Source organism: Parabacteroides leei, assembly GCF_023369805.1.
Classification (GTDB): Bacteria; Bacteroidota; Bacteroidia; order Bacteroidales; family Tannerellaceae; genus Parabacteroides; species Parabacteroides leei.
On sequence record NZ_JAMBQG010000004.1, the window covers coordinates 106,813 to 125,856 of the forward strand.

Annotated in this window: 12 protein-coding genes and 1 pseudogene; 4 read left to right on the forward strand and 9 right to left on the reverse strand. The window is 46.6% G+C overall.

What is annotated here, in order from left to right; all coding sequences use genetic code 11:
- Window positions 1–41: 41 nt before the first annotated feature.
- The 9 genes and pseudogenes from deoC to M1P97_RS08070 all read right to left on the reverse strand — a co-directional run bounded on the left by deoC (window position 42) and on the right by M1P97_RS08070 (window position 10,177).
- The gene (gene deoC / locus M1P97_RS08030; RefSeq protein WP_195371931.1) at window positions 42–737 is read right to left on the reverse strand and encodes a deoxyribose-phosphate aldolase; all 696 of its coding nucleotides are present in this window, start codon (window positions 735–737) and stop codon (window positions 42–44) included.
- Window positions 738–749: 12 nt separating this feature from the next.
- Window positions 750–1,784: a zinc-dependent alcohol dehydrogenase gene (locus M1P97_RS08035; protein WP_195371953.1), complete on the reverse strand. Its 1,035-nt coding sequence runs from the start codon at window positions 1,782–1,784 to the stop codon at window positions 750–752.
- Window positions 1,785–1,804: 20 nt separating this feature from the next.
- A complete protein-coding gene (xylB, locus tag M1P97_RS08040) occupies window positions 1,805–3,328 on the reverse strand; it encodes a xylulokinase (protein ID WP_195371932.1) in 1,524 nt (507 codons plus the stop codon).
- Between the two features lie 17 nt (window positions 3,329–3,345).
- Window positions 3,346–3,825 carry a Lin0368 family putative glycerol transporter subunit gene (locus M1P97_RS08045; RefSeq protein WP_195371933.1) on the reverse strand — a complete coding sequence of 160 codons (480 nt, stop codon included), beginning with the start codon at window positions 3,823–3,825 and terminating at the stop codon, window positions 3,346–3,348.
- Window positions 3,822–4,205: a Lin0368 family putative glycerol transporter subunit gene (locus M1P97_RS08050; RefSeq protein WP_075556422.1), complete on the reverse strand. Its 384-nt coding sequence runs from the start codon at window positions 4,203–4,205 to the stop codon at window positions 3,822–3,824. The genes M1P97_RS08045 and M1P97_RS08050 overlap by 4 nt, the downstream gene beginning before the upstream one ends.
- Window positions 4,206–4,223: 18 nt before the next feature.
- On the reverse strand, window positions 4,224–5,261 hold the full coding sequence (locus M1P97_RS26445; RefSeq protein WP_394803887.1) for an SMP-30/gluconolactonase/LRE family protein: 1,038 nt from the start codon (window positions 5,259–5,261) through the stop codon (window positions 4,224–4,226).
- Window positions 5,253–7,766 (reverse strand): annotated as a pseudogene (locus tag M1P97_RS08060) (glutaminase domain-containing protein); the annotation flags it as partial. The pseudogene M1P97_RS08060 and the gene M1P97_RS26445, both read right to left, overlap by 9 nt.
- A gap of 202 nt (window positions 7,767–7,968) precedes the next feature.
- Window positions 7,969–8,493: a DUF2867 domain-containing protein gene (locus tag M1P97_RS08065; RefSeq protein ID WP_195371935.1), complete on the reverse strand. Its 525-nt coding sequence runs from the start codon at window positions 8,491–8,493 to the stop codon at window positions 7,969–7,971.
- Between the two features lie 37 nt (window positions 8,494–8,530).
- Window positions 8,531–10,177, reverse strand: a complete 1,647-nt coding sequence (locus tag M1P97_RS08070; protein WP_249388776.1) for an alpha-L-rhamnosidase-related protein — start codon at window positions 10,175–10,177, stop codon at window positions 8,531–8,533.
- Between the two features lie 231 nt (window positions 10,178–10,408).
- On the opposite strand from M1P97_RS08070, the gene M1P97_RS08075 reads away from it, so the two are divergent.
- The 4 genes from M1P97_RS08075 to M1P97_RS08090 all read left to right on the forward strand — a co-directional run bounded on the left by M1P97_RS08075 (window position 10,409) and on the right by M1P97_RS08090 (window position 19,043).
- Window positions 10,409–13,216 (forward strand): glycosyl hydrolase, encoded by a 2,808-nt coding sequence (locus tag M1P97_RS08075; protein ID WP_249388777.1) that lies wholly within the window; start codon window positions 10,409–10,411, stop codon window positions 13,214–13,216.
- Between the two features lie 2 nt (window positions 13,217–13,218).
- A complete protein-coding gene (locus M1P97_RS08080; RefSeq protein ID WP_249388778.1) occupies window positions 13,219–15,987 on the forward strand; it encodes a family 78 glycoside hydrolase catalytic domain in 2,769 nt (922 codons plus the stop codon).
- A gap of 158 nt (window positions 15,988–16,145) precedes the next feature.
- Complete coding sequence (locus M1P97_RS08085; protein WP_195371938.1) at window positions 16,146–17,630, forward strand: TolC family protein; 1,485 nt, start codon at window positions 16,146–16,148, stop codon at window positions 17,628–17,630.
- Window positions 17,631–17,663: 33 nt separating this feature from the next.
- Window positions 17,664–19,043 (forward strand): sigma-54-dependent transcriptional regulator, encoded by a 1,380-nt coding sequence (locus M1P97_RS08090; RefSeq protein WP_195371939.1) that lies wholly within the window; start codon window positions 17,664–17,666, stop codon window positions 19,041–19,043.
- Window position 19,044 lies beyond the last annotated feature (1 nt).

The following is a 19,044-nucleotide window of genomic DNA, read 5'->3' on the forward strand; positions in this document are numbered from 1 at the left end:
TCCGGGTGAAACTATTGTTTCATCCGGAAGAAACTTTAGTTTCACTTGCGGGAAACTTTGTAGGCCTCTACGATTGAGACTCCGCTAGACGTACCGATGCGGGTAGCGCCTGCTTTAATCATGGCTAATGCTGTATCCAGGTCGCGGATACCGCCTGCAGCTTTCACTCCGATTTCAGGGCCGACCACGCGACGCATCAGGGCAACGTCTTCCACGGTGGCTCCGGCTGTTCCGAAACCGGTAGAGGTCTTCACGAAATCGACACCTGCTTCTTTGGCGATTTGGCAGACTGTTTCCTTTTCTGCATCAGACAGATAGCAGGTTTCCAGAATTACTTTACAGATCACACCTGCCGGACGGCAGATGGTTACCATATCTTCGATTTCTTTCTTTACGATATCGAGCCGACCTTTCTGTAGGGCGCGGACATTGATCACTGTATCGATTTCCGTTGCTCCTTTTTCGATGGCATCGCGTGTTTCGAACGCTTTGCATTCGGTAGTCGTCTGGCCTAACGGAAAGCCGATGGCTGCACCGACACGAACGGGCGAACCTTCCAGTAACTTAACGCAGGTTTCTACTTCTGCCGGATTGATGGCTACCATTGCGAATTCATATTTCCGTGCTTCGGCACAAAGCTTTTCGATGTTCTCTGCCGTGCCGAAAGGTTTCAGGAAGGTATGGTCGATCATTCCTGCTAATTGTTCTACTGTTAGGTTTGCGATTATTTCGTTCATGATAAATGATGTTTAGAATGTTAATACTGTTTTTATTACTTCGTTACGTTTTACGGCTTCCAGAGCCTCGTTTATTTGTTCAATCTTAAAGCGATGGGAGATAAAGTCGGAGGCAGACAACCGACCTTCGCGTATCCACTCGGTCAGTGCAATCATGGCCCGTTTCTCTTCCGAACGGGTCGGCCAGCGGTGGATGTAGAGGTTGAAGTTGTACGGAGCCTGATCTAAATCGATCGTCGGATTTTTGGTCATCACACCATAGACACAGATGTCGCCGGCCATTTTGATAAGCGGCAGAGCCGAGTTAACGATGGATGGCAAACCGACTGCGTCGATGATCGTGTCGTACGAACGGTTGGCGGCCGCTATAAATTCAGGGTTGGCGATTTCTGCCGGAGTATACCCGTTGTCGGCTCCCATCTTTTTGGCCAGTTCCAGTTTGGCGGGAAGCATGTCGACGATATCTACCTGTCCCAGACCGAACAGTTTGCCTAGTTTGACGAAACTCAGTCCGACGGGACCGGCACCGAATACCATAACTTTCTTGCCCGGAGCCAGGCGGAAGTCTTTAAATGCACCGACTATCTCACGCCAGGTACAAGCGATTACTGCTTCTTCCGGCTGTATATCGGCAGGTACGGCATTCTGAATTTCAAAGCTGTCCCAGCAACCCTGTTCCGGTGTGGCGAGGCCTTCTTCCTTCAATACTTCGAAATCGTTCACGACGACATATTCACTGAAACCACCCCAGGCACTATTCAATCCCGGAGTTGTAAAAGTGGCATTCAATCCGCCGATGGCCCTGTCGCCCACACGGAAGTTGCGGACTTTCGCCCCGACTTCCACTACAATACCTACATTCTCATGTCCCAAAGCCATCGGGAACTGGTCTGCTCCGGGAAAATGCCCGGATATCAGTTTACTGTCAGTTGCATTACACAAGGCTACCATCTCAGTTTTCACTAAAGCCTGATAGGGTGTGATAGCCGGTATATCTATCTCCCGGATCTCTACTACGCCGGGAGCTGTTGCGATTACGCTTTTCATTTGTCCTTTCATATTCTTTCTTATAGATTTAAATTCGATAAGTCGGCATAGACTTCTTTCAAATGGTCGTACGTCTTATCGAATACTCCGATTAATTCCTGATATTTCTTTACATTGGCAGGGATAGGGCTGATCTTCTTATCGATATGGATAAAGCGGTCGGTTACGCTGAAGTCCTTGAACAGTCCGGCTCCGATACCGGCCAGGATAGCGGCACCCATCGAGGTGGCTTCTTCCAGGTAGTTCGGTATCTTTATTTCTGTCTGATAGATGTCGGCCATCATCTGTTGCCAGATGGGATTTTTGGCACAGCCGCCTATCACGGTCATATTCTCAACCGGCACGTGGTTGCGGAATATATTTACGATCAGTCCCAGGTTGAGGGTGATACCTTCCATGACGGAACGAAGCATATCGGCATGCGTATGTCCCACAGTCAGACCGATAAAGGCACCTTTGGCATTTACATTCCAACGCGGAGAACGTTCACCCATCAGATAGGGCAGGAACAATAGTTTGTTGGAGCCTATCGGTGATTTCCGGATCTGTTCGTCGATCAGTTCATATACATTTCCTTTCCGGAGACGGGCCTCTTCCAGTTCCTGCCTGCACAGTTGCTGAACCATCCAGTTGTAGCTGGCTCCTGCCGTTTGCATGGTGCCGGACGGATGAAGCATACCGGGTACGACATGCGCCCAGTTCATCGTGCGCCGTTGTTCGTCGACAACGGGTTTTTCTACGGTCAGAGCCACCCATGAGGAAGATCCCAGGTAGTTGTAAGATGTTCCCGGAGCTACGCATCCAACGCCTACTCCGGCACAACTGCCATCGCCGCCTCCGCAAATGACCGGTGTCCCTTTTCGGAGTCCGGTAGCTTTGGCTGCCTCTTCTGTAACTTCGCCTATTACGTCGATGGAGGAACGTACTTCCGGAAACAATGAAATGTCCAGTCCGGCGGCCTCGATGATCTCTTCACTCCAGGCCCAGCGATTCAGATCGTAGGCATTCGTGCCGGAAGCATCCGACGGATCGGTGGCTATCGTGCCGCAAAGGCGGAAATTGATATAATCCTTTGCATTGAGCATCTTATAAGTATTCGCAAATACTTCCGGCTGATGTTTCCGTATCCACATGAGCTTTTCTATCGAATAAGAGGCACTGATGCGATGGCCTGTTATCTCGTAGAAATGAAGCGGGTCGATTTTTCCTGCCAGGAACGCTTCCTCCTCCTGCGAACGCTGGTCGCAATATAATAGGTGGGGATACAACGGATTTCCTTTTTTATCGACGCATAAACAGCCCATCATTTGTCCGCTCAGGGCAACCCCGGCAATATCTTCCGGTGAAACGATTTGCAGTAAAGCGTTGGTTGTTTCAACGATCGCCTTCCACCAGTCGGCAGGATTTTGTTCTGCCCGGTTGCCAGCAGCATAATCGGTACGATAAGAGGCAACATGGGAGGCAACCAACATACCTTCTTCGTTGAATAAAGTCGCCTTGTTACCACTCGTTCCTAAGTCGTGTGCAATAACGTATTTTGACATGGTCTATAGAATATTATTTATAATGCAGCATTCGTATATCCGGTCAGTCCGACCAGAATACCTCCAACGATTCCTCCGGCTATGATAACCACCCAGCGCGGGAATGCTTCTTTCAATAAGCCCGGGCGCTGACCTTTCGGTGCACAGAGCGTATCGCAAACCACAAATCCCATCGCAATGGCCCAACCCATATCTACCCACGGAGCACTACCGCGTGCACCTTGATGAATCAGGCTGAACTGCATCGGCAGCCCGTTTGCATCCAGGGCCAGGCCGGTGGAGAAACCGAAGCCGGGCAGTTTATGGTTTACCAGCCAGAATGTTCCTATAATTAATGCGGCGGCGATAAAGCCCCCTTTTGCTCCGAAGTCTCTGACCAGTTTAGGCCAGCAGAATATAACCGTGAATGTGACGGCGAAAGAACCGAATATACTCGTGATGATACCGGCATTGTACATACCGAATAGTTCATTGTAAGTCTGTAACCACTCGCTCATACAGCCTCCTCCTCTTTTGACAGGCGGTTACCGCATGATCGCATCGCCCAGATGGTCAGACCGGCTAACGCTCCCCCGATCAGACAACAAAGCAGTGTAGGAGCGGCCAGAAAGAATTGTGTGATGTCGCCCTGGAAACGGACGATCCCCCAGGCTATACCGGCAGAACCGATACACCATCCCTGGTCGAGCCATATCTTTCCTTCCGGATTCAATATGGCTCCGTTGTAATGGTTCATGTACCACATGATCCCGATGATAAGTGTAGCCGCCAGCCATCCTCCCATGAGACCGTAGGTTTTCCAAAGCTCCGGCCAGATGCCGAAAGCAAAACCTCCGCATATGGCCGATCCGGCAAATGTAGATAAGTAATGTTTCATGATATTAGGGTTAATTTGTTAGTTGAGTTGCAATTTTGCTAGTGTAAAAGGCTTGTCGTGTCCGGTATTTACTTTGTCGGGGCCTGTTACGATATCGAAGCAGGAAACGATTACCTGGCCGTTCCATACGATCGGTTCTCCCGGTTGGTCGAGCCCGCCGTCGCTTCCGTCGCCATCCGGACTCTGGGCGATACGCTGAATGCGACCGTTCTTATCGATACGGGCAACTGCATTTTCCGAGAAATCGGCTACCCAGATATTTCCGTCATCGTCGATACACATTCCATCGGTGGTACGTAGCTGTGAGGGATCCTGCGCCCAGATCTCATTGCCGGTAACGCTGCCGTTGGCATCCATTGTTATTCGGTGGATCGTACCGTCACCGAAGTTGCCGACATATAAATTTCCTTCCTTATCGAAAACAATACCGTCCAGTCCGTACTGTACATCCTTGTTCTTGGTGATGACGGTGGTGATCAGGTTTTTATCAGCTCTCGTATTGGTTACTTTTATGTTCTTGTCATTCTTGTCAAAACAATATACGCCGCTGACCAGTAATCCCGACGGGTCCTGAATGGAAGAGAGGGAACTTTGTGTGACATATAGCTTTCCATCGCGAAAACGAACCCCATTGGGATGCTCCATTCCTGAAGCAACCACAATGGTTTCGTCTAACCTGCCATCTTTCAGCTTTAAACACAACAATCTTCCTTTGTTTTGGGCTTTGGGGGCACCACTCCATCCCTGGTTATCACAGATAAATAAATTACCCTCGTCGTCGAATGTGATTCCCATCGGAGCGGCCCAGCCCGTTTCCGGTAATACCGGTACATCTAACCATTTATCAATCTTCCCATCTTTCGTGATACGCATCAGGCAAGCCGGCTTAGACAAATCGGCGAAGTTCGGACAAGACAGGATCAGATCACCGTTCGGAGCAATCGCCATACCGTCGGGGGTCGGGCAATTGTCCGGTAATTCCATAAATAGTTCACTTTTCTGCATGGCAGGTGCATCGGTCAAAGAAGGAGCCGCCACCGGGGCTCCCTTATACATTTGTTTTTCAAGCATCTTCATAAACAAACCGCCTACAACCGAACGGGCACGGAAACCGACTGAATTTGCGTTGGTCGTCTCATACCAGTCGCTTAACGGCATGCGGGTATTTGTTTCGTTTGCATATTTGTAAACCGGTGATACCAGTTGGGTGAAATCGTTCATATTGTCTGTCAGGCAAGCTGTCCAGAGGATCCAGTCTGCTTTCGTATAGGTCTTACGGCTGTCGAGTGGCAGACCGTAGGTATTCTGTTGGGTCAGGTAGTAAGCCATTTCTTTTCCGGCAATTTCCTGTGGGAAGATACCCATTCCGAATAATTTATCCCATACCAGGTTATATTTCTGGCTCCAGGTGGCCGGTTGGTCGAAGGTCAGGCGATAGTGATCACCGGCATTTGCCATGGCAGCCCATTTCATTGCCATCTCTTTAGCGGCGGAAATATATTTTTCGGCAGTAACCTTATCGCCCAGCATATCGGCCAGTTTACCGTATCCGGCTATTCCCATGATCGCTTTGATGGAAAGGTTTGCATTGTGTGCGAAATGGCCGGCGAAGTCGTCCGTACAAAGCTGGTTCTCAGGATCGAGGCCTTCTTTAAGCAGATAGTTCGCCCAGGTTGTCAATGTCTCCCAGTGTTTCCTGGCAAATTCGGCATTTCCTTCACGAAGGGCGATAGCGGTTGTCAGGATCAGCATGTTGCCGCTTTCTTCCACCGGCATGTCGCCACCGTAAGTCTGGCCGTTAGCCAACGGATAAGTACCTACATCGTGGGCTGCAAACGGTTTATTCCACCTGCCGCTTTCACTGTAATAGAAAATAGGTGTCATCATTCCTTTCAGTAATTCAGGATTGTATATCAGGTACAAAGGTGACGAAGGATAGGTAATATCGACCGTACCGATAGAGCCGTTGCTGAAGTTCTCTTTGGAAAGGAACAACAGATTGCCGTCTTTGTCTTCCACCAGTTTATGTGCAGCAATGGATTGACGGTAGGATATTGCACAAAGTTCGGCGTATTCCTTACCGCCGGCTTTCTCTGCGTCGTTCATCATCTGTGTATCGAACTGACGGCAACGTTTCATGATCGAAGCATAATCGTTGTTTGCTTCTTCAAATGCCTGCTCGATATTTTTCTGGCCGTTGTGTTTCCAATAGGCCATGCGGTTGTCGTTGAAATATTGGATAGCATACAGGTCGTCATACCCGATCATCAGGTAATTGCTGACGGGAGCGGATACGGCTCCCAGGTCGTGGCAGTAGGCCAATACGCTCATATCATTTTGCATGTCGGATGAAAGTCCTTCTGCTGTTGTGTTGACAGGCAGTTTTCCGTTAGCGGCAAAGTCTTGTTTGGTTGTATGGTACTGTCCCATTGTCATGGTTGTATTGGCATCTGTACCGGCTGCCAGGTAGAAATATCCCCAGTCGATACGTACATCATCTCCTTTACGGCCCAGTACAGGCTGTTCGATTGTTCCTGTTTTCAGATAGGTGATATTATTTTTCTCATCCCGGTCGAAAGATACTGACTGGTTATCGGTGTTGACCGCCAATTGGGGAGTGGCCTCCATATAAATCTGTACGTCATGCTGCTGGCCATCCAACGATTTAGCCTGGTAAGAGATATAATTGACCGGACGTGTCATCAAGTCCAGATCATCCATTAATAGAGGGGAAGTGAAAATAACGTCCAGTTCGACCGGTCCGCATTCGAAGGTATAGAAAGTCTGGGTAGGCAGTACGTTGACCGACTTCTGGATGGCAGCTTCATTGAAGAATGTTTTGTTTTCTTCTTTGGTGAACAGACCGAAGTCTACGTATCCTCCTCCGGTTTTGTTATGGCAATGAGCGGCAATTACATTTTTGCCGGGTTTCAATGTTGCCTTTACTTCAGCGGGAAGTTCGGATAATACATTGTTTTTCCATACATAGCCGGTAGAGATTACTTGTATGCCGTTAATATATAATTCAAAGATATCGTCGTGAGAATATTCGAGATATACGGATTGTGCAGTGTAATCATCCGAGAGATCGAATGTTCTTCTTACCCAGATGTCCTTGCTGTTCCAGGGGGTGGACAGGTCGGGCATATCAGGAGTACCGAAAGCGGCTTGTCCTTTGGTCCATGCAGCATCGTTGAAGTCCGGTTTTACCCAGTTGGCTGCCGGTTCCTTTTCCGTATAGGCGGCTTCCCATTTCTCTTTGGCCGCTGTGGGAATAATTACTTTCAGAGGAAGGTCTTCTACTCCCATAAAACGGAAAGATTGACCGTCTACGCGGACAACACCGAATAACGGAGCTTTTTTACCTGTCCAATGACGGGTTGCATCCTCATTCAGTTTATCGGTAAACGACCAGATGCTGGTATATGGATCGATCGTTACCAGAGGAAAGGAAGGTGCACGAAGTGCATTTTGTTTTTCGGGTTCAAAATAGTTTGAAGGTCCGCTGCAAGCTGAGAGCAGCCACGAAAACAAGATACATAATAAAGATACATTTCTCATGATATATAGCATTTTTCATTTATTGTCCTTACCGTTGACAGGAGCGATCTTAATAATGTGATTCAGAAAAGGGCTGTATCCCTTAAATGAGTGCATCATTTTAACTATTTTTTTGTAGGCAAAGGAACATAAATTCATATTGACCGGGTTACAGTTATCGGTCAAAAGCTTTCAAATTTCAATCAGAGAAGCTGTAAATCTGTTATTTATTTGTTTTTATAACCTCTGGTCGCAGGATGTGTTTCAACATCCCTCTTACTACCAGATGATGGAAAGGAGCTATCGCATAGAAGTAGGCATATCCCAGCCAGTAATGAAAACGTACGACGGTGATACATCTGATCTTTTTTCGGTTTCCTTCAAATTCTTCGAGGTGAATGGATAGATAAGCACAGAGGTGTTTGTCGTCCAACTGCATAATGGTTTCGTTTGGAGATTTGTCGGTGACGTTGGCTAAAGGGGTTTTTTCTCCTGTCCGGATACATCTTTCAATGTCCGGCTTTTCCTTTTCTCCGGCTTGGAGGCCGAATGGTTTTACCAATAAATTACGCAGTTTGAATAGTTTGTTAATCCAAGCCGGCATATCTGTCCAGAGTGAGATCAGAATATCATCCGCAGTGATCTTTTTCTTCGTGGTTATTTCACATTCAAATGCATCCGAGTAGCTTGCCGGGAGATATTTGTTTATCAGGCTGTCGGTAGGAATAGTGGAATTTCTTACTTTCATGGTGTCTCATTTTTGTTGAAACCGGAACAAATATAGTTTATTTCTGGAATATCTCCGGGTATTTGCGAATGAAATAAGTCGGTGTACAACTCCATGCATGACAATAGCTATTAATAGGAAAGAAATTGTATGGAGATAAGTATTCGTTTTGAGGATCATACACTTCCCAGAAGGTATCGGCTCCTTTATGGATCATATCCCCCCAATAGGTTGCGACTTCTTTTTTGGCATCTTCCGCCAATCCGCTTTTTATCAAGGCTTCTATATAATAGTGGAATAAATAAGGTGCCCCCGGGATACATACATTCTCAGTTGTTTTCAAGGCTCTTAATGCCCGTTGAGCCTCCTTTTGTGTGGGTACTTCTCCTAATATCATCCAGATTTGAGAAGCATACGAAACCTGATCGTTCAGTAACCCTGCGAACAGACCCGTTTTAGGATTGTAGAAATGTTTGCGGGCTGCCTTTTTCATCTTCCGGATAAGGGCGGGTAGTTGGGCTACTTCATTTTCTTTGTTCAGTAACTGTGCCAGTTCGTAAGTTTCTTTGAAGGCAAAGATTGTGACACCATGAAAGGCCACTTCCCGGTGTAGTCCGTCTTTCCAGTCGAAGAATATCCACCATTCACGGGAAGCCTGTTCGTAATTCATGGTTCCGTCGTCCTGTAGATAAGCATAGGCCGATTCGAGTTGTTTTTTGACGACAGGCCAGAGGTCTTCGGCTGTTTCACGGTCTCCGGTTTCCAGTAAATAGTCTTTGAGGGTAACGCCGAACAGGAAGGAGTAATCATATAAATGTTGTTTGGCTTGCGGTTTGGGTACCGGCGCTTCAAAGACGGTGGCGTTCAGTTTTCCGTTAGGTTCGCTAAGCGCGGCCAACAGATAAAGGCAGCGTTTGGTCAGGTTATATTGTTTGAAAGAATAGTTATTGGCTAAGGCTTCGAGGTAAAGGTCTCCCAGCCAGAGGCGCTGGTCTCTTTTGGGGCCATCTTCATAAACGGTCTGCATACATTCTTTAAGGGTGTTTAAACTTACATGGTCTATATCTTTGAAAATCTGTGGCGTGGTGGATAACAGTTCTTCCGGATGGTTGACAGCAGAAGTCACGGCATTACACTTCATATCCGAGATGCAGAAATCGTAACCGGGAGGTGTTGCTATCAGTTCAATCTTTACATATCTGAAAGAAAGGCGGTGCGGAATGGTGGTGGTCGCAGGCATTGTCATTACGGTAACCGTTTCGTCTTGCAACCAGGCCCGGCTGAGCCCTCCTTTGTAAGGATCGAAGGGTGTGACAAGTTCGGCCGGAACTTCTCCGAAGGTCAGTTTAAAGCGGGCCGGCGCATCGGAGTCTGCCTTTAGCAGATCCGTACTGAAGCTGAAACTGCCAGTCATATGTTCGCCAAAATCTACGATAACCGTCTTTTTGTCTTTAAAAGAACTATTGTATAAGACCTCCATAGGACCTTCCTGTACCGCTTTGTATCCCTGGAATCCCTCTTTGTCTTCTATTATATTGACTAATCCGGTCGGTTTCTTTTCTGTTACAGTTAACCGGGGTTTATTTTGTTCGGCTTTTTGCAACCAGGAACTGCGTTGGGTTGCATAGAAGTCTTGCCCGTAGGCCGTGATAAAACAGCAGATGAAGGTATAATATAAAAAGAGTTTTGTCAGGGTTGTCTTCATATTCCAGTCGATTTAAGCAATATATAAGAAGCCTTTAAAGCATAAATTGGGAGTAAAAGTAGTCTTTATCAAGGGAATGGATGTTGCATAAATGATATTTAATGTTACAAAAATGACACGATGTTCAATGTTTGCTTATTTTTTTATTTTTAGAGTATGTGCTGGTTTGTATTATAAAGTTTTTATCTACATTTACGATGTTAACTTTTTGCTAATCAATAATTCATAGATATGACTCTTTCAAGAAGAACTTTTATTAAATCGAGTGTGATGTCTGCTCTTAGCTTACCTTTTATTCAGGGATGCCGCTTTGTTGACAGTGATAATGATGAAAATGACAGACTCTTCATGTTGTTTCAGAACCCGCCTGTCACTTCAAAACCCTTTGTTCGTTGGTGGTGGAACGGAGATAAAGTGACCGCAAAGGAAATTCTGCGTGAGCTTGATGTGATGAAAGCTGCCGGTATCGGAGGTGTCGAAATTAATCCGATCCGTTTCCCCGGAGGTGATGATTTAGGGATTCCTTCTTTGGAGTGGCTGAGTCCTGAATGGATCGAGATGGTAAAAACAGCTTTGAAAGGAGCAGAAGAACGGGGGATGATTTGCGATATTATCGTTGGTTCGGGATGGCCTTTCGGTGGCGAGTTCCTGCAACCGGAGGAGCAAACCCAATTGATGACACAGACGGCAATGAAAGTTAGTGGGCCGGCAAAAATAGAGTTGAAAGCGGCGGACTTATTGAAAGATGCTTCCCCGCAAGTCGCTTCCAAATATGAAGGTTCAACCAGTGAGTTATATTCTTTCTGCCTGGCTCCGGTGGAGATGTCAACCTTTGCTCCCGCACAAGACATTCCTTTCGATAAAGGAGCGGAGGTGATCGCGATCGATATACCGGAAGGCGAATATATACTGTATGTATTGGTGAAAGTGACCGGTTTCCAAGCCGTGATCAATGGGGCACCCGGTGCTGCCGGGCCTGTATTGAATCATTATAATCAGGCGGCTGTGGAGAAGTTCCTGAAAAGGATGTCGGATAATCTGTTTCCGGCCATCAGCGGCCTGAAAGGTTTTCGGGCCATGTTCTGCGACAGTATGGAGCTGGAAGGGGCCAACTGGTGTCATGATTTTCTTGAAGAGTTTCGTTCACGCCGGGGATATGATGTGGAACCTTATCTGCCTTTTATCCTTTATAAAGTCGGTCATATGGGACATGCCATCGAAGGAGCGGTTGCGACTATCCTGACCAGTCAGGCGAAAGAGGAGGTTGACCGGGTCAGATATGATTTCTTTGTCACTTGTATGGATATCGTCCGAGATCGTTTCCTGAAACCATATACGCAATGGTGTAATAAATATAATTTCAAATCGCGGGTACAGACCTATGGCCGCGAGTTTCATCCGCTGGAAGCCTCTATGGAGGTGGATATCCCCGAATGCGAAACCTGGTTCTGGAATGCGGACAGTTGTGAAAAGGATGCATTCATAAAGTCTCCTACCGATACGAACGTAAATAAGTTTGTGGCATCGGCTGCCCATTACTCAGGAAAGAGGCTGGTCAGTTGTGAAGAGATAACCAATACCAATAATGTATTTAATGCAACGTTGGAAAAGATAAAGATGACGGGTGACCAGAGTAATCTTTCCGGTGTAACCCATTCGATACTGCATGGTTTCAATTATACTCCGCTGGAAGCTCCGTTCCCCGGATGGATCATGTACGGGGCCTTTTTGAATGAACGGAATACCTGGTGGCCTTATTTTAATTTGTGGGCTGCCTACAAATCCCGTGTTTCGACCGTGCTCCAGGAGTCTGATTTCTTTGCAGATATTGCGGTGATGCACCCGTTGGCCGATATGTGGACGATACACGGGCCACAACGTGATCCGTTTCCCGGACTGCATTATCCGGCCTATCAATATAAAGTATGGGAAGCGATCCACCGTAATGGGAATAGTTGCGATTATATAAGTGAAGGGATCATCCAAAAGAGTAGTTTTAAGAAAGGCTATTTGATTTTCAATAAACGGAAGTATCATACATTGATGTTGCTGGAAGTCGAGTCGATGATGCCTGCAACGGCAGAAGCCTTGTTTGAATTTGTAAAAGCGGGGGGCAAACTGATCTTTGTAGGAAAAGAACCTTATAAATCTCCCGGATACAAAGATCACAAGGTCAATGACGAAAAGGTGAAACAGACGATCGGCTGCATCCGGCAGTCTTATCCGTCCCTGGTGTTTAACGTGGAGGCTCCGGTTGAAATGGTACCCTGGTTTCGTCAGGTACAACAGCAATGTAACATTGTCCCTTATATGAAGATTGATGTTCCGAACCCTTATGTCAGCCAGATACGCCACCAAACGGAGGATAAGGATATTTACTTTATAACGAACTGTAACCCGGAAGAAGAGATCCGGATACAGGCTAACTTTGCCGATAACGGTAAAACTCCCTGGCTTTGGAATGCGGAGACGGGCGAACGTACTCCTTATCCTACCTCTTCCGCTCCTGGTTTACAGATTGTCTTGGGACCGGCTGCTTCCCAACTGATTGTTTTTGAAAAAAAGAAAGCGGATAAGGTCACTATTCCGGCTCTACCGGTAAAAAGCCTGACCCCTCTTAGTATCAACAGATGGAATGTGCGAATGGAACATATAAACGGGGATACGAAAAAACTGGAGATCGAGACATTGGTTGATTGGTCGACTGATCCGGTGACCCGTGACTTTGCAGGTGTATTGTATTATGAGAAGACTATCGAGAATGCTGCCGGCTTTTATTATCTGGATCTGGGAAAGGTCTACGGTGTTTCGGAAGTAATTTTGAATGGAGAGAGTCTGGGATGTAAATGGTACGGTAACCGTGTTTATCAGTTGCCGGAACATCTGGCACAGGCTCCGGTGAAAATGTTACAGATAAAGATTACGACTACAGTAGGTAATTATCTGAAATCGACACCGGATAATAAAATAGGTCAGGCATGGACACATTATCAGAAATGGTTGCCGACAGGAATGATAGGACCCGTTAAATTCGTGTGATTATGAAAAGAACAATACTGCTTATTTGTTTTCTGTCCGGTTGGGTCTTTCTTGCGGGGGCTGAACCTTTACGATTGAAAAGACTGACTTGCGAATATATAGAAAATCCGTTGGGGGTAGATGCTTTTAACCCGGTACTTGGCTGGCAACTGGAGTCGTCGGCCCGTAATCAGGTGCAATCAGCTTATGAGATACAAGTAGCTTTAACAGAAGACGATCTTAAGAATGGGAAAGGGCTGGTTTGGAAAAGTGGAAAAGTCGGTAGCCGTCAGAATGTAAACATTGTTTATTCCGGTAAGAGATTAAAACCTTTCACTCGTTATTACTGGCGTGTTCGTACTTATAATCAGGATGGAGCGGTATCCGATTGGAGTCAACCCGCTTTTTGGGAAACATCCATGTTGTCTCCGGCAGACTGGAAAGCCCAATGGATTACCGACGGTTCGAAAGCACCGGAAAGAGAAGAAGACTTTTATAAAGATGATCCGGCTCCCTTGTTCCGAAAGATGTTCCGCCCTGCTAAAACAGTAAAAGAAGCTCGTTTATACATTGCCGGTATCGGATATTATGAAGCCAGTTTGAACGGGAAACGTATCGGCGATCATATCCTTGATCCGGGTTGGACCAACTATGGAAAACAGATATTATATAGTACCTACGATATTACCTCTTTGATCGGTTCCGGAGAAAATGCCATAGGGGTCATGCTTGGCAACGGATATTATAATCCGCTGCCTATGCGTGTCTTCAAACCATTGAGAGAATACCTGACTATCGGACGTCCCTGTTTAAAGGCTCAGCTTCGTATACAATATACAGATGGCTCGGGAGAAACTATCTGTACGGATGAAAGTTGGAAAACGGCACCTGGTCCGGTAATGCGTAACAATGTCTATCTTGGAGAACATTATGATGCCCGTAACGAAATACTCGGTTGGGATACCTGTCCCTTTGACGATAGCCATTGGAAACAGGCTGTGCAGGTCGTGAATGCTCCTACCGGACAACTGACAGCCCAGATGCAGCCACCTATCCGGGAGATAGAGATTATTAAACCGGTGAGAATGACGGAAACCCGCCCCGGAGAATTCATTTTCGATATGGGGCAGAATTTTGCAGGGGTAGCACGCCTCAAGGTCAGAGGGGAGAAGGGTACGACGATAAAGATTCGTTACGGTGAAGATATTTATTCGGACGGAAGCCTGAATGTGATGACTTCGGTTGCCGGACAGCAAAAGAAAGTATGGGATGCCGATTGGGAGACCCACGGACAACCGCAGACTGCCTGGCAGGAGGATACCTATACCTTGAAAGGAGAGAGAGAAGAAATCTGGTCGCCCCGCTTTACGTTCCACGGTTTCCGGTATATCGAGATAACCGGCTGGCCGGGGCGTCCTTCCTTGTCGGATGTGGAGGGGATCCGTTTGAGTGCCGATTTGCAAAAGAACGGCTTTTTTGAATGTTCTAATCCGATGTTGAACCGTTTGAATAAAGTCTTGGATTATACCTTCCATAGTAACCTGTTCAGTGTTCAGTCCGACTGTCCGGCTCGTGAGAAATTCGGTTATGGTGGCGATATTGTCGGCACGGCACGTACTTTCTGTTGGTTCTACGATATGGAAAATTTCTATCGGAAGGCCCTGCATGATTTTGCCAACGACCAGCGTCCCGAGGGAGGAATGACGGAGACTGCCCCTTATAACGGAATAGCAGATATGGGGTTGGGCGATGACTCCGGACCGATCGGTTGGCAATTGGCATTTGCTTTTATGCAGAAGCAATTATATGAATATTATGGTGATCTGCGAACTATAAAAGCCTATTATCCGACTTTACGCAGGCAAGTGGAGTTTCTCCGTTCAAAAGCAAAAGATAACCTGATCGATACGTGTATCAATGATCATGAAAGTTTGGAAGAACGTGTACCCGCTTTGTTTGCTACTGCCCATTATTACCATCATGTAATCTTGTTGGCTGAGTTTGCTCTACTGACTGGCCAGTCGAAAGATACACAAGTATATTCCCGGTTGGCAACGGATGTAAAGAATGCATTTATTAAAGAGTTTCTGAAACGGGGAACCGGTCAAGTGGCAAATGCTACCCAGGCAGCCCAAGCCTTTGCTTTGTTCTATGATCTCGTACCGGAAAGTGAGAAGGAAGCCGTTTTTACGGTATTCCTGCAGGCAATGGAAAAATGGGACGGACATATTGCTTCCGGGATTTTCGGTGTTCCAATTATTTTGGAAGTACTGCGTCTGAATAACAGGAATGATATCGCTTATGAAATGGTTACGAAAAAGACTTTTCCCGGCTGGGGGTATATGCTTGAGTCCGGAGCTACTACTTTATGGGAAACCTGGAAATATTCCGATAATGTATATTCTCAAAACCATCCGATGTTCGGTAGTGTGGGAGAGTGGTTTTATCAGTCATTGGGAGGAATAAATCAAGCCGCTCCCGGTTTCAGTAAGATACAAATCAAACCGCAACCTGCGGGTGATCTGGCATGGGTAAACAGTTCCTACCAATCCGTAAACGGACCGATAGTAAGCAACTGGAGGAAGGGGAATAAAACGTTTGAACTTCAGGTCACGATTCCGGTCAATACAACGGCGCAAATCTGGCTACCTTCTTTAGACGGAGCAGAAATTACGGAGAGCGGTTCTTTATTGAATGCTGTACCGGATATAAAAATAATCGGCTATATGGATGGTTTTACCTGTCTCGAGGTCGGTTCGGGTTTGTATAAGTTCACTGTCAAAGATAAGTAGTATAAAATTGTGCTGATCATCAGAAATACGGATAAGCTTTTCATTATCGGACATACTGTTCATTATCGGACACCTGTTGCTTTGCCTACTTGGCAGTAAATCAGATGGATATCTTTTTGGCATAGCTTTTGCCTAGGGGTGGCTAAACATATATTACAATGAAAAAGATCTATATAGCCATTACTTCTTTATTCTTGATGAGCTTTGGTTTACAGGCCGGGGAGCAGGAAAATATAGTAAGACTGACTCTGAAAGAGGCTATTAACCTGGCCCAACTACAGTCGGTGGATGCGGCTGTTGCCCTTAACGAACTGAAGACATCCTACTGGGAATACCGTACACATGTAGCAGACCAGTTGCCTGAGGTTAATTTCAAAGGGACGATACCTAGTTACAGCAAGCAATATTCCCGTTACCAACAGTCGGACGGAACCTATGCTTTTGTGCAGGATAACAACCTGTCGATGAACGGTGCGATCTCCGTCGACCAGAATATAGCGTTGACCGGTGGTAAAATATCATTGAATTCTTCCCTTAATTTCTCCCGCCAGTTGGGGGATGGAGCTTTCAATGAATATATGAGTATACCGATCGGCTTGACCCTGACGCAACCGATCTTTGGAGTGAACGACCAGAAATGGAACCGCCGGATTGAACCTGTCCGTTACCAGGAGGCAAAGGCGGCCTATATCGAAAGTGTGGAAAGTGTAACGATCTCTACAATCGCTTATTTCTTCAATCTGTTGCTAGCGAAAGAGAATCTGGTAACCTCTATCCAGAACCTGAATAATGCGAACAAACTCTATGATATTGCGATCGCCAAACGAAAGATCGGACATATATCGGAAAGCGAACTGATGCAATTGAAATTGTCGGCTTTGCAGGCAAAAGGTAAATTGACGGAGGCACAATCCAATCTGAATGCCAAGATGTTCCAGTTGCGCTCTTTCCTTGGTTTGAGCGAGGACGATATGATAGAGCCGGTCGTTCCCGAGTCCGTTCCCGATATGCGTCTGATATATCAGGATGTACTGGGGAAAGCTTTGGAAAACAACTCGTTTGCCAAACGTATTCTGCGCGAACAACTGGAAGCCGATTATGCCGTGGCGACAGCGAAAGGAAAACGTCGCGATATCAATCTGTTTGCATCCGTAGGATATACCGGAAAAGACAGTGACTTCAGAGGGGCTTATAATCCGCTGCGGGACAATCAGGTAGTCGAGGTTGGCTTTAGTATCCCTTTATTGGATTGGGGGAAGCGGAAAGGTAAAGTAAAGGTTGCCGAGTCCAATCGTGAAGTCGTGCTCTCCAGGAACCGACAGGACCAGATGACCTTCAATCAGAATATTTTCCTGCTAGTAGAAAACTTTAACAACCAGGCCGCCCAGCTCGAAATTGCAGCCGAGGCCGACGAGATTGCCCAGAAGCGTTATCAGACATCTATCGAAACATTTATGATCGGAAAGATCAATATTCTCGACCTGAACGACGCCCAACAATCGAAAGACGATGCCAAGCAAAAGCATATTCAGGAGTTGTATGGGTTTTGGAGTTATTTCTATAATGTTCGTAGTGTGACGCTCTACGATTTCCAGAACGATCGTAATCTGGATGCCGATTTCGAGGAAATAGTAAGAAGATAATTCGTATCTTTACAAACCTAAAAAGAAACCTATATGATATTAATTGTTGATGACGACGCTGCTGTTCGTTCTTCGCTTACCTTTTTATTGAAACGGGCAGGCTTTGAACCGGAAGCCGTCCCGGGGCCTGAAGAGGCATTGGCAATTGTGCGCCGGGAAGCACCGCAGCTGATCCTGATGGATATGAACTTTACCTTGACTACGACGGGAGAAGAAGGAATTCAATTATTGAAACAGGTAAAAATATTTCAACCTGATGTGCCGGTCATCCTGATGACTGCCTGGGGGTCCATCTCGCTGGCTGTGCAGGGAATGCAGGCCGGCGCTTTCGATTTTATAACCAAGCCCTGGAATAATCTGGTCCTGCTTAAGTCGATCCGTACGGCTCTCGAACTGAATGAGCAGAAGAAGATGCAGACTGCTCCGCTGAACCGCAACGATGCGGATAATAAATTCCATTTTGCAAAGATCATCGGGCAGAGTAATGCGCTGATGGAAGTGCTGGGTACCGTTTCTCGTATTGCTCCGACAAATGCCTCGGTACTGATTACCGGTGAAAGCGGGACAGGGAAGGAATTGATCGCAGAAGCAATCCATGCCAACAGTCCACGAATGAAAGAAGCTTTTGTGAAGGTAAACCTGGGTGGATTATCGCAAAGCCTTTTTGAAAGTGAAATGTTCGGACATAAGAAGGGAGCTTTTACGGATGCCTATATCGACCGTACCGGACGTTTTGAAATGGCAAACAAGGGTACGATCTTTCTGGATGAGATTGGCGACCTGGAGTTGTCGTGTCAGGTGAAGCTGTTGCGTGTATTACAGGATCAGACCTTTGAGGTGCTGGGTGACAGCCGCCCCCGTAAGGTGGATATTCGTGTGGTCAGTGCAACAAACTGTAACCTGCCGGAAATGGTAGCGGCCCGTACCTTCCGCGAAGATCTGTTCTACCGTATTAACCTGATCACGATTCATCTGCCTGCCCTGCGGGAGCGGAAAGACGATATACCTCTGCTGGCCCGCTATTTTGCCGATAAGCAATCGGAGGTGAACGGCTTACCTCATGTGGACTTTTCAGCCGATGCAAAAGTATTTCTGCAACGTCTTCCTTATCCCGGAAATATACGCGAATTGAAGAATCTGGTGGAAAGAACAATGCTGGTATCCGGCAAATCCTTATTAGACGTAGCCGATTTTGAAAGTCAGTGCCTTAATATGGGAAATCCCCAACCTGTACCCAAAGGTGGTGCTGCCAGTTTCGAAGGGATGACACTGGATGAAATAGAACGGCAAACGATCCTGCAGGCACTTGAAACGCATAACGGTAACCTGTCGCATGTAGCATCGGCATTGGGTATCAGCCGGGCAGCTTTATACCGTCGTTTAGAGAAATATGATATTCCTACCGATAAATAAG

Excerpts from the sequence above, each read along its gene's own strand:
- deoC (WP_195371931.1), bottom strand. The coding sequence starts at position 737 with ATGAACGAAATAATCGCAAACCTAACAGTAGAACAATTAGCAGGAATG.
- M1P97_RS08035 (WP_195371953.1), bottom strand. The coding sequence starts at position 1,784 with ATGAAAAGCGTAATCGCAACAGCTCCCGGCGTAGTAGAGATCCGGGAG.
- xylB (WP_195371932.1), bottom strand. The coding sequence starts at position 3,328 with ATGTCAAAATACGTTATTGCACACGACTTAGGAACGAGTGGTAACAAG.
- M1P97_RS08045 (WP_195371933.1), bottom strand. The coding sequence starts at position 3,825 with ATGAGCGAGTGGTTACAGACTTACAATGAACTATTCGGTATGTACAAT.
- M1P97_RS08050 (WP_075556422.1), bottom strand. The coding sequence starts at position 4,205 with ATGAAACATTACTTATCTACATTTGCCGGATCGGCCATATGCGGAGGT.
- M1P97_RS26445 (WP_394803887.1), bottom strand. The coding sequence starts at position 5,261 with ATGTATAAGGGAGCCCCGGTGGCGGCTCCTTCTTTGACCGATGCACCT.
- M1P97_RS08065 (WP_195371935.1), bottom strand. The coding sequence starts at position 8,493 with ATGAAAGTAAGAAATTCCACTATTCCTACCGACAGCCTGATAAACAAA.
- M1P97_RS08070 (WP_249388776.1), bottom strand. The coding sequence starts at position 10,177 with ATGAAGACAACCCTGACAAAACTCTTTTTATATTATACCTTCATCTGC.
- M1P97_RS08075 (WP_249388777.1), top strand. The coding sequence starts at position 10,409 with ATGACTCTTTCAAGAAGAACTTTTATTAAATCGAGTGTGATGTCTGCT.
- M1P97_RS08080 (WP_249388778.1), top strand. The coding sequence starts at position 13,219 with ATGAAAAGAACAATACTGCTTATTTGTTTTCTGTCCGGTTGGGTCTTT.
- M1P97_RS08085 (WP_195371938.1), top strand. The coding sequence starts at position 16,146 with ATGAAAAAGATCTATATAGCCATTACTTCTTTATTCTTGATGAGCTTT.
- M1P97_RS08090 (WP_195371939.1), top strand. The coding sequence starts at position 17,664 with ATGATATTAATTGTTGATGACGACGCTGCTGTTCGTTCTTCGCTTACC.